The following is a 12,677-nucleotide window of genomic DNA, read 5'->3' as shown; positions in this document are numbered from 1 at the left end:
GATGGTTCTCGTCGTAGGTGATCGTCTTGTAGAGTTCGCCAACGTCGTACATGATGTTGGGACTTTCCTCAGTCAATATCGATTCAAAAGTTACGATGCCATTAACTGTAGTTTTTGTTAGATTTACCTCAAATTGTCGCACCTCATCCAGACTGATATTTGACGTATAATTGAATTCTATCTCATTACCTTGATTCATAGCCCAATCAGTGCCAGGCGCAGCTTGTTTTAAAATCCTGTTCAAGGGAGAGGACTCAAATTGCTTTTGCGAAAACGCATTAATATCCTGAACGTTTGTTATCCCTGGGAAGTCTAAGGGATAACTGTCCAAATAATATTGTTTTGTTGCTGTGGTATCCCCGACCCGTAAACTTCCTAAACCTTCTACTATATCTACATAAGGCAACCATTCCTTATGCTTTCTATTTACAGAATCATAACCTATAGGGGTAACCACATCATAAGCTTGGCCATTACCATCTTTTGGGGTTAAAGCTATCCCGACTTGCTGGATAGGTCGCCCAAGACCATCAAAATAGGTAATGTTCTGTACTAAAGAGTCATTCTGTGTAAAACGTAATGGATCTATAATCTTCGCACTCTTTTTCTGATAAGTACGTGTATAGATATAATTTTCACTAGGGATTGAGGCGAGATGCTCTTGAGTCACAATAAACGTGACCCCCATACCCATATAATTTCCATTTCCATCAGACATCATAGGGCTCAAAATTGTATTGTGTACAGTGTTTTCGCTATTTTCTTCGACCGAAAGAATAAAGGTCGTTCCTGGACCTGGGGTTACCTCCAACCACTCAGGAATAGGTTGATACGGATTTCTTAGTTCAAGTGTACCAACGCAATCACCAGAATAATTTACAGTAACACTTTGGGTTCCCCCGGATGCCCCAAAGGATATATCGTCCATCGAACTCGCAACACAAGGGTCGGGGTCGGGATCAGGATTACTAGATGTCCCCCTTTGTACCTGTATTCCAAACCCCATAGATCCATACTGAGAGTTCCCATTTATGGTAACAGCAACTGTTGCTTGTTTTACCTCATTGCCCGCATCACATGTTATTTTGAAGGTACGTGAAGTGAGGCGTTCAACTTCCAACCAATCATCGTAAGAACTATTTGGAACGACCTCAATGTTGTAACCTGAACTACAGGGCAAACTATATGTAACGGTCTCCTCTCCTCCCTGATTGGAAAATACAATTGTCTGGTTCAACATTGTTACATTTTCCAAACAATTCGGATTACACCCATTGGTACCATCGGCATCATTAAAATAATTGATACAAGAATCTACAATGGGCTGGGGATCATCCGTCCAATTGCCACTGGGCGAAGTACATTGGAGTTCTGCAGGCACTCCTGGGTCTCGATACCCATCTCCGTCGGTATCCTTATACCATAAAACCGGTTCAGTGACAGATATTGTCCTTGTCCTAATGGTAGAGTTATTACATTCATCTTCAACTTCTACTCTGACCGTTGCAGTTCCTGAAAAATCAGGATCCCAGGTTATAGAGGCGGAACTTCCTGAACTATTAATAGTCGAGTTTCCTGCATTAGTAATTGTCCAAGCATAAGAACTATCGCCAGATGGATTGTTCACACTTATTGACGAAGTTCCCGCTCCTTTACAGCGTGACCCTGGGTCACTTAGAACAGGGTTTCCCAAACCTTCATATTTAGTTATAGTAAACTCCCCCCATTCCTCACTACACGGCGAACCATCCAATTTACCCCTAATTTTATAAGTACCTCCAAGGGCTATTTCCCAAGGTTGAAAATAAGGCGATCCATCCGGTCCTGTGTCAATACTTGCTACGACGCTCCCATTCCTCAAAAGCTCATATAGTGTATTGTCTCCCAAATTTTGTAAGGTCACCGTCACAGTATTGGTGCCACATATCTCAGTCACAGGTACATCCAGGTTTGGCCTATCAACCGCAGTAACCGTAACATTTCTTGTAGCTGTCGATGTACTGTTATTGGCCCCATGTGCTGTAACACTAATAGTCGCAGTACCCCAAAAACCAGCATCCCAATTCACGGTACCCGAACTATTTATTGTGGAATTCCATGCGCCAGATATAGACCAGCTATAACTTGTGGCGTTAGAGGCATTGGCATCATAATCCGAGGTATCTGAACCTTTACACCTTTGTGTTGGACCTGATGTAATACTGACCTGACCTACGGGAAATACTCCCGCAGGTTGGGATACAGAAACCACACCTATCGGGTTTCCGAACTGTAATATGGTAATACTTCCACTTCTGGAAGATCCCGTACCGTTGGGGGAAGCTGTCGCAGCAATGGAATAATTCCCTGTTGGATATGCTGAAATCCAATTAGGCTTTGACCCAACCTGTATTTGAAGGGGAGAGCCATCCGAACATCCACCTTGCAGCGTGGAATATTTTGTGACCCCGCCTTCACCTGGAAAACTCATACTTGGCCCCGTTGCATAACAACTCTGCGCTACACTTTGAGATGAAAAACCCAGTATTAGGCAAATCAGTAATATTTTGAATATTTTATTGACTAGTTTCATTTTAACAACATTTAAACGGTTATCCTATTGTTATTCAAAGGGGATAATTAATTTTTATATCGATACTGATAATCGGTCACAATATGATTGTTCGTATCACGTACTTCCTTCAACCGGTTGAACTCGTCATACAAATAATAGATGGTTTGTCCTTTAGGGTCGGTTATACTCGTCACCCCCGTCAACGGGTCGTAGGTATATGTAGTAATCATAGCAGATGGTAAATTTGCCCTAACATCATCAAGTGCTTCTCTTAGATTAGCCTCGTCAATCGTCGAATCATCAATATCAGATGCCGCTATAGAAGCATTGATGAGACTTTGAAGATTGGAGTCAATCTCATCTGATTTCAAGTTTTCAATTTTGGCAATGGGGTATTGTTTGTCATAACCCCATATGTAACACACATGACTTCCATTTGTTTTGGAGACCTCTAAAACATTGCCCTCACTATCATATTCATGGAAAACATACCTGCTTTCCAAGGGCGTATTTTCCTTTGAGGTTTGAATACTGTCAGGTAAGACCATACTAGTGTTCCATAAACCAAAATAGGTTCTTTCAATACTCTTTTTACCGTTGAAAGTTTTCACAGTTTGGATAACTTGACCCACCCTCGAATGGGTTGCATTTTTTTTAAGTAAGTTTATTACAGTATACTGCGGTGTTGACAGGGCACTTCCCTCCATGCTAGAGGTTCCATCGACATCATCCGGGTAATACATTTCAACTTCAATACTATTCCCCTTACTGTCCGTTGTTTCCTCCCTCGCAAGATTGGCATGATCCAATTCAAGATCATAGTAAAAATTTTGCTCTACGGAGACACCTCTTTCCTCTGTGATTTTAGATGCCAATCGTTTCCAAACAATCGGTTCGGTATAGTACCCCAAATAATAATGTGCACTTCGAAAAATACTCGGGTCTTCCCCAGGAGGATAGTACCCATAACCCTGAACGTTGAATTTGGTAAATGGTTTAAATCCTGATATTGGAGACCTTACCTCAACCTCTTCATAAGTATATGTAATTGACTTTATTGGGCTAGAGTTGCCCTCCTCATAAACCTCTTCTTTAAGCAATTGCCCCCTATCCCAACTTCTGTCAATATTAAAAAAGATTGATCCCGGACCGGATAGGCTATAAAAGGTATCTTTGGTAGAACTATAGGTATACCATGTATAGCCTTCACCATGGGTTGGACTACCATTATACTCCTTTACATTCCCATAAAATACATTTGCAGAACCGTTTGCATTCACAGGATATGAACTAACGGAAAACACTTTTGTCTCACAATTCTGATATTCAAAAGTTGGTTGGCAACTACCACATTGTTTAGTACTCTCGTGCTTATCCATTACCTTGAAAAAGCTACTATCATCCATCAAACCGGTGTCGTTATATACACCTGAAGAAATGGCGTTGTTATCCTTACGAACATATTCATAGGATTTTTGCCATTGTAACGTAGAGTCAAAATCAAAGTTTTTAATAGTTTTAATACGCAATCCCCCTACATCCCTCTCTTCAGTACTTCCATATGAAACTGGAACCTGATTTCCCTCAAATTCAAATTCTGTATATCCTTTGGTTGGATAAACTATCCGTTCCAATATTCCCATTTTGGATAGCCATGGCGCAGGTTCCCGATCGGCACTACCAAAGGTTAGTCCGGCATAGGAATAATAGGGAATCAACGTAGCTGAATTGTTCCCATTAAAATACCCCCAATAATCCTGTGCCGTGGAAAAACGGGCAGGAATTCCCATATTTTCTATATATGAAAATTCATATGGATTTTTTGTGGCTCCATTACCCCCTTCTTCTATAAGCTGTTCTAACTTTAGCCGGACTTCGTATTCATCAGGTGTGGAATCTTGATTGTCTATAGAACCAAAATATCCGTATTGGAACTGAAACTTTTTTATCAAGGTGCTTTGTCCATTTATGAAGCTATAGAGTTGGACATCATCCAGCCTCAGACTTTCATCATCTGGATCATCCTGTCTATTTCCTGCGGAAGAATTAAAATAGATGTAACCGTTGTTGAAATTTATCCTTTCGAGGCGTTTAACCTGGGAAAATGTACCCCCACCGTTGGAACCAGTTATAATATTACCTGAATTATTGCTTGGATTACAGGGGTCGTTCAACTCAACGGATTCGGTTCTACTATATCTTTCATTAAACACAGTTCCCGGTAGCGTCTTATATTCAAAACTGATCTTATCTACTCCATTAGGAGCAGTCACCTCTTTGAGATGCCATGCACTATTGGCCGTAACAGTTAAACTCTGTTGTATACCCTGCCGGTATTCACTGGATCTTTCAGGATAGTCAAATTCAGCGACATAACCCTCAGGTGTTGTTATGGTAAAGGATTCAATGGATTCATTTCCTCCTCCACCCGAAAACGTTGGGGTTATAATCAAATCGTTATGAGGTATCAAAGAAATTGTAGCAGTACCACGATTTTCTGAATGATCAAATATGAACTTCCCGGAATAACCCATAAAATTATAATTGAAAATATCGGGCTCCGTATCTATTAATCCCAAAATCATTTGTTCCGTAACAGAATAATTATCTTCAAATGCCGGATCAAATTGTCCCTGTTCATAATAAGTATTATTGATATATCCTTGTGACCATTCATCCACACCACCCCTTACCGTACGGGTTATGGCACCCCCGGCCATAAGCGTCCATCCTAAACCAACCCAAGTTGCCTTTTGGTCGACCTTTATTCCAGAGGCGTGGTACCGTAAGGAAACTGGAATCTTTAACTCTCCAGATTGAGCGAAGACCAATGGGATTGAAATGTCGGGCACCCCAGTGTGCATGGATACTGGATAATTACCATACTTCTCAAATTCCCACATGGTCGGTGTGGTCGGTATCTCATGGATTTGGGTTACGTCATCTGAGAAACTTTGGCCAAAAGAATTTAGCCCAACGATAAGAAGGACTATAGTGTAAATATTCACAGGGGTCTTAAATTGAATATGCCCCTTATTGTTTAAAACTTTTAATATCATGATTTACTGTTTTCGAGGTTAAAGACAAGATTTTGGGTTTTTCAGTTTGAGAGGATTCAATGATTTTTTGGACAGTTATCCTTATTTGAATTCATCGCCTCATTTAATGGACCAAGGTTTTTGTTCGAGTTTAAACACCATGGACTCCCTAAGGACCAAAACCTGAACAACAAATTGTTTTTATAGGTTTAAATCAAAAAACTCCTAGTTGAACAATGGCAAGGTTGTGCCCGTTTAAACAATATTATGTATAAGGGTATTTATTGGGAATCTTAAATGACTATGGCCGCAGGCCACCCAGATAATTGAAATATTTGTCTAAAATTAATTTCAAAATACCAACGAGCACCCCATTGGGCAGCTATCCTTAAGTAACAGTTCGAGAATTAAATAATTAGGTAGAAATAAAGATCTGTTCTTTATTAACCGAATTGGTAAGCCTTCTTCCAGTTTTATCTTTGGTCCTGGGTACACCATCAGTTTTTTGCGCATCCGCAATTGATAGAAATAAAATGCGACTTAAAGGCTTGACAGTCTTTTTTAATTGAAGTTGCTTTTGCTTGTTTTGAAGTTGAATGTACATGGTATGTAGGTTAATGTTTAGTATGTATTTTCTTTCATTTAAAAATGCAATACTTGACAAGTATATAAGTTTTATCTTATAATTATTAATGATTCACATTTTTTTCGATGAATTACATAAACATCAATAAAACCATTGTTTTTTTATATACAACTCATAATAACTAACCGTTTTTAAAGTTATTCATATTACCAAGTCTGATTTATCCTTTTATGACACTACCATTTCCTACAAAAAAAATCAAGGCTTTGAACCTTCAGGAAACCCTGATCGTTTTGGCCATCATCGGTATATTGCTTCTTTTGGCATTGCCCAATCTCATGCCCTTGATCTCCAAGGCAAAGAGTATCGAGGCACAGACCCAATTGAAGGCATTGTACAATGCCCAGACCACCTATCGGTACATGTACAGCAAGTATACCTTTGAGATGAACGAACTTGACTTTGTCCCACCACGGACCGTACAGGAAAACGGCACCGCCAATTACCGTTACGAAATCATTTCAGCGGACAATGCCGCCTTCAAGGCCAGGGCCGAGGCCATCACCGATTTTGATGGCGATGGGGTGCTCAACGTCTGGGAAATCGATGAGAACGGCAATCCCAAACAAATCATCAAGGATTGATGTTCATGTTACAGTTGTTTTCTTTGTTCAGCTATGGAATCATAGCCTATCAGGACGTAAGGGACCGTGAAGTGACCTGGATCTGGTTTCCTTTATTGGGAATTAGCCTTGGACTGGTACATGGGCTTCAAGTAGGTTTTTTTGTTTTTGCCTATGCCGCAATCACCAATTTGATGTTGACCAGTAGTATCCTATTGATGCTCTGGGCAGTCGTTAGGTATATTTTAAAAAAGCCTTTTTTGAACGTTAGTTTTGGTCTGGGGGACCTATTGTTCCTGTATGCCATGGCCTTGGGCTTTCCCACGATGACCTATGTATATCTATTGGTGGCGTCGCTAATATTCTCGTTAGTAGCTTTTATACCCATGAAGCTATTTCTTAAAGTAAATACCGTACCCATGGCCGGTCTCATGGGTTTATTTCTTATGGCTATCACCTTACTCTCCCTGTTACCGGGAGCGCCATCTTTATATGCCTATTGAATGTCCGAAAAATCCTTTAAAATACCGCCCCATTTGCAACAGTGCATCTCTGCCGATCAGGCGTTCCATTATCGGATCGTGCCGGTATCCAAAGATGATAATGGCATTGTTTTGAAAACCGATAGTACAGCGTTGGAAACATTATTGTCCGAGCTGAACATCGTGTTGGACACTCCGGTCATCCTTCAATCCTGTGAACGGGAAGAACTCCAGCAGTATCTGACGACCAATTACCGGCAGCGCAATGGAAACAATGTTTCCCAAATGAGCTACTCCACCGATTTTTTGGAAAAGATTTTACTGGAGGCCAAGGCCATAGGCAGTAGTGATATCCACTTTGAACCTTATGAGAACAATAGCCGTGTAAGACTTAGATTGGACGGAAAGCTCTTGGAATACTACAGCGTACCCATAGCGGATTACCCGACCATGGTCAATAAGATCAAGATCAGGGCCAATCTCGACATATCGGAGAAACGAATGCCACAGGACGGTCGGATCACGGTCAGTTCCCAGGGAGAGGAATTCGATATCCGGGTATCTTCCCTCCCTACCCTCCATGGGGAAAAACTAGTGCTAAGGATCCTGAGCCGGGACACGGGCAGTATCGACCTGACTTCCTTGGGAATGAACGATAACGAACTGGTACGCTACCAAGAAGGCATCAAAAAACCCAACGGAATCGTATTGATCTCAGGGCCTACGGGGTCAGGAAAGACCACTACCCTATATGCCACCCTGAAGCAATTGAACGACGGAGCCACCAATATCCTGACCATAGAAGACCCTATCGAGTACACGCTGGAAGGGGTCAATCAAGTGCAATTAAAAGAAAACATCGGACTGGATTTTTCCAGTGCGCTGCGGACCTTCTTGCGCCAGGATCCGGACATTATCATGGTCGGTGAGATCAGGGATGTCAAAACGGCCAATATGGCCATTCGCGCCGCATTGACGGGGCATTTGGTGCTTTCCACAATTCATACGAATTCCGCCTGGGCCACTATTTCAAGATTGATCGATATGGGGGTCCCTCCCTTTTTGATCGCCAGCACCTTGAACATGAGCGTGGCCCAGCGTTTGGTGCGTAAACTATGTGACAATTGTAAAGAAAAAAAACCGATTGACACAGGGTCCTTCCCATCCGGTTTCACCATCCCCAAGGACTTGAAACACCACTGGACGGCCATGGGTTGCAATGCATGTCACCATACCGGATATCATGGCCGTAAGGCCCTCTATGAGATACTGCCCATCCGAAAAGACCTGGAAACGGCCATCAAGGAGAATGTCCTTGAAATCGACAATTATATGAACGAACACGGAATATCCAGTTTACGGGGCAATGCCCTTGAACTGATCCGTCAAGGGGTGACCTCCATCGAAGAGGTCTATGCCCTGTTAAGCCACTGACCTATGCACAAAAACCTGATCATACCAATATTGATGTTTGTGTTTCAGATTGCCTATCCACAATATGATAGCGATCGGATACAACGTATCGAAAATCAATTGGAGCTATTGGCGGTAGACCATCCCGCCTACAACGAAACCTTAAAACTGGAGGTGAACGTCACCAATGTGACCTTGCCCAATTTCTTGATCGCGGTCTCGAAAGTACACAATCTCAACCTCAGTGTTTCCAATGATATTTCCAATATCACCATTGTCAACAATTTCTCGAATGTCACCATAGCGGAGCTTTTGGTCTTTCTCTGCAAGGAATATAACCTGACCATTGATTTTACCGGTAGCATCCTTTCCATTAAAAAATATATACCTCCCCAGCCAGAAGTCGTGGAAAAAACTTTTGTTGTGGACGTAGACCCTGATTCGAAACTCATCACCTTGGATGTCTCGGATATTGCCCTGGAACGTGTTTTTCGGAGGGTCATGGAACTATCGGGCCATAATCTGCTCTTCGCCAACAATCTGAAAAGCCGTCCCTTGAACATCTATTTAAAACAGGTACCCTTTGATGCCGCCATGGAAAAATTGGCCGCCCTCAATGGGCTTTCCCACTCCAAATCCCGTGATGGGTTCTACCTGTTCAGTGCCAAGGAAGCACAGAGCGATCGAACCGGGCCCAATTTTGGACAGGGCATACGTTATGAGGTCATCGACACGGTCAACCAGATTCTTAATGTGGATTTCAATGCCACTCCCATAGCCGATATCGTAACAGCCCTTGGACATGACCTTCATTTGGACATCTACACGGCAACACCACTGGAGGAGGCAGGCAATGTCACCTTCAATGCCAAACATATTTCATTCGACGACCTTTTGACACATATTTTTGAGGGACAGACCACAGGAAGCGGACCGGTATCCGAAGAACCAAATCCCAATGGACGTACACGTAATCTTGCCCAAAACGATATGGCAAATCAAGGCATGGACAATCCTTTTACCCGTTTTACATTTAAAAAGGAGAACAATATTTACTTTTTTGGAACGGCCGATCAACTCAGTGTTCGACAGGTCGAGATTATTCAGATGATGCACCGCTCGGTGGAGTTGTTGAGCGACCCTTCAACCTATAACGGGTACCGCAGTGCAGGTCGAACCAATACCGGTAATATCAATTATTATGGGAATGGCCAGAATCAAGGCTTTGGCAGCAATCAGAACAATTTTAACAATACGAGGAACATCAATACCAATACCACTAATGGCTTTGGAAACTATCAAGATACTGCCGAGGCACTGGTGAATATTGTTCCCGATGAAATCAAATCCGAATTGGACATCAAGGTGGATTTTGAACTGAACAGTTTTTTGGTCAGTGGGCCCTCTGCCAATATTGAGCGGTTCAAAAGCTTTATAGCGGAAATTGACAAGCCTGTCCCCGTGGTATTGATAGAGGTGATGATCATTGAGGTCAAAAAATCCTCTATGGTCGAAACCGGCATCAGCTGGGGTATTGGTGACCAGCCCGTAGAGACCCGTGGAAATCTGTTCCCGAGGACCGACCTGACATTGGGAGCCAAAACCGTCAATAAGGTCATCGGTGGTTTTGACGGTTTCGGTTCCTTCAACATTGGCAAGGTAGTACCTGAATTCTTTGCCACCATCAAAGCTTTGGAGGAGAACGGGAACATCAAAATACGCTCTACACCAAAACTCTCCACTCTCAATGGGCATAGGGCCAACTTATCCATAGGTGAGACCACTTACTATGTCATCACCAATCAAAATTTCTTTGGTTCCCAGGTACCCACAACATCCGAGATCCGAAACTATGCCCCAATCGATGCCGAACTGGGCGTAAGCATTAAGCCCTTGGTGTCCGGTGATGGACAGGTCACCTTGAACATCAATGTGATCCAGTCTGACTTTAGCGGAGAGCGCATCGAAGAGGATGCTCCCCCAGGGTTGACCTCAAGGGAGTTCAGCTCCATTATCCGTATGCAGAACCAAGATCTGGCCATACTAGGTGGGCTGGAGGAGAAGATCAAGGATGATTCGGGGAGCGGGGTTCCCTTTTTGGCAAGGATTCCGGTGATCAAGTGGCTGTTCAGTCAACGCCGACGCGAGGACACCAAGCAAAAACTGACCATATTGATCAAACCAACGGTAATCTATTGATTATGTTCCAAAGGGTATTACAATTATTTAAGGGCACCGTCTTTCAAGGATTGGAAATCTTTGAGGTGGATGGTACCCTACACTATACCCTCCTTACGTTAAAGCGAGAAAAAGGAGAGTTGACCCTGTTGGATGCATCACAGTTCAGCTCGTTGGATTCCTTGGAGCGGAAAGTGAACAAAAAGAACGTATTGGTGATTACTATCAATACAGCCAAAGTACTGAACAAACCGGTACCCGAAACAAGTGCAAAAATTCCCGAACAATGGGTCGAACTGGCCTTTCCAAATTTAGATCTGGAACAGTTTTATTTTCAGGTCATGGATAAGCCAAAGCTCCGCGTGGTCTCCATTGCAAAGCGTTCGGTGATCGATGAAGTTTTAGTGCAATTGCGTGAAGCAGGGATTTCTCCGGCAGCGGTCTCCCTTGGCATCAGTGGACTCTCCCCCGCCCTCCCCTTTTTGGAGGTTCCGGTTTCAGGGTCCAATTTCAGTATCCATCAAGGAGATCATAGTGACTGGAAAGTTTCCTTAGGGGCATCTCCGACATCGGAACATATCGATATCCAGGGATTGCGCATCCCTTCAGGTCACCTCCTATCCTTCTCACAGCTATTGGGACATGTTCAGAACCTATTGCCCGCATCCAATCTTACCAAAACCAATTCAGGGCTTAAGGACCATTTTTTGAACCGGAAGTTCTATCAACAGGGATTGCAATGGGGCTTGGGCCTTCTTTTGACCTTGTTGTTGGTGAACTTTTTGATGTTTTCCCATTACCGTTCCAAAACAATGGCAAGCGAAGGACCGATAGATCCCGAACAACAGGAAGCGCTTTTGGTGCGCATGCAGAAACGTGTAGGTACCAAGGAAAAAAAGCTGCGTGCCCTATTGGGCTCCTCCAATACCCGGACGACGCAATATGTGGACCAGATCGGGGAGGGACTGCCCGAAAGTATCCTATTGGAACACTTGACCTATCAGCCCCTTACCCGGCCCATCCAGGCGGACAAACCCATTAGCACGGGGTCCGACCAATTGATCATATCGGGCCAGACCAATGATAAAAAAGCTTTTGCCCAATGGACCGCCCAGTTGGAATCCATGGAATGGGTCAGGGACTTGGAGATCGAACATTACGAGTACACCTCAAAGACCGTGGACAACTTTAGTCTAAAAATATATTGTGATGGTATTGGACAAAAGAAATAAACTATTGATCGGAGGCTTTGTACTTGCCCTCTTTGTATGCTATCAACTGGCCATTAGAAAAACATTGGCGCTCCGGTCGCAGTATCTCAATGAGAGCGAACAACGTGAACAGGCCAAGGACATCCCTGTTAAACTTGCTGACCTTCGAAAAAAACAGCTACAATTGGACCTTCAATTTAAAGCGCTGAACCTTGGGTCGACCAATGTACAGAACGAACTTTTGCGTTTCCTCAATGAACAGGGCACCCTTCACTCGGTTAAGATCATGGACTTTAATGCGCCCCATATGGTCCGTGATGAAAACACCGTGATAAGGACGTATCGGTTTGTGCTGGAGGGCGGGTTCACCAACATTCTAAAAGTTACACATGGATTGGAGACCCAAGCAAATTTTGGAGGGATTACGCACATGGCATTTGAAAAACAACTTGACCCACGCCAAAGAAAAAGCTATTTGCAGGCCACCCTACATGTGCAGCAAATGGAATGACAAACCAATTACTCTTTGTCTTTCAAAATAAAAGGAGAGCGAAACCCTGTTTTGCGCTGCAAGCGTCCCAATTCTTACCAT

At 43.1% G+C, this 12,677-nt stretch carries 8 protein-coding genes; 6 read left to right on the top strand and 2 right to left on the bottom strand.

Translation table 11 applies throughout. From position 1 onward, the window contains the following. The coding region (locus K1F36_RS18700) for a DUF6443 domain-containing protein (RefSeq protein WP_258539149.1) at window positions 1–2,572 on the bottom strand (2,572 nt) is incomplete at its 3' end. Window positions 2,573–2,619: 47 nt separating this feature from the next. Beyond that, window positions 2,620–5,613, bottom strand: a complete 2,994-nt coding sequence (locus K1F36_RS18695; protein ID WP_220115146.1) for an RHS repeat domain-containing protein — start codon at window positions 5,611–5,613, stop codon at window positions 2,620–2,622. Window positions 5,614–6,408: 795 nt separating this feature from the next. On the opposite strand from K1F36_RS18695, the gene K1F36_RS18690 reads away from it, so the two are divergent. Genes K1F36_RS18690 through K1F36_RS18665 form a run of 6 tightly spaced genes read left to right on the top strand, consistent with a single transcriptional unit; the run spans window position 6,409 to window position 12,596 of the window. Continuing rightward, the gene (locus K1F36_RS18690; RefSeq protein WP_220115145.1) at window positions 6,409–6,822 is read left to right on the top strand and encodes a general secretion pathway protein GspG; all 414 of its coding nucleotides are present in this window, start codon (window positions 6,409–6,411) and stop codon (window positions 6,820–6,822) included. After that, on the top strand, window positions 6,822–7,304 hold the full coding sequence (locus K1F36_RS18685) for a hypothetical protein (protein WP_220115144.1): 483 nt from the start codon (window positions 6,822–6,824) through the stop codon (window positions 7,302–7,304). The genes K1F36_RS18690 and K1F36_RS18685 overlap by 1 nt, the downstream gene beginning before the upstream one ends. Further along, window positions 7,305–8,717, top strand: coding sequence for a GspE/PulE family protein (locus tag K1F36_RS18680; protein ID WP_220115143.1), 1,413 nt, complete (start codon window positions 7,305–7,307; stop codon window positions 8,715–8,717). A 3-nt stretch (window positions 8,718–8,720) separates the two neighbouring features. Next, the gene (locus K1F36_RS18675) at window positions 8,721–10,895 is read left to right on the top strand and encodes a type II secretion system protein GspD (protein ID WP_220115142.1); all 2,175 of its coding nucleotides are present in this window, start codon (window positions 8,721–8,723) and stop codon (window positions 10,893–10,895) included. Between the two features lie 2 nt (window positions 10,896–10,897). Beyond that, a complete protein-coding gene (locus tag K1F36_RS18670) occupies window positions 10,898–12,106 on the top strand; it encodes a hypothetical protein (protein WP_220115141.1) in 1,209 nt (402 codons plus the stop codon). Beyond that, on the top strand, window positions 12,084–12,596 hold the full coding sequence (locus K1F36_RS18665; protein WP_220115140.1) for a hypothetical protein: 513 nt from the start codon (window positions 12,084–12,086) through the stop codon (window positions 12,594–12,596). The genes K1F36_RS18670 and K1F36_RS18665 overlap by 23 nt, the downstream gene beginning before the upstream one ends. Window positions 12,597–12,677: the final 81 nt, after the last annotated feature.

The organism is Flagellimonas abyssi, from assembly GCF_019457905.1.
In the GTDB taxonomy this organism is placed as follows: Bacteria; Bacteroidota; Bacteroidia; order Flavobacteriales; family Flavobacteriaceae; genus Flagellimonas; species Flagellimonas abyssi.
The sequence above is the reverse complement of the archived record's forward strand: the minus strand, read 5'-3'. Positions and strand labels throughout refer to the sequence as shown.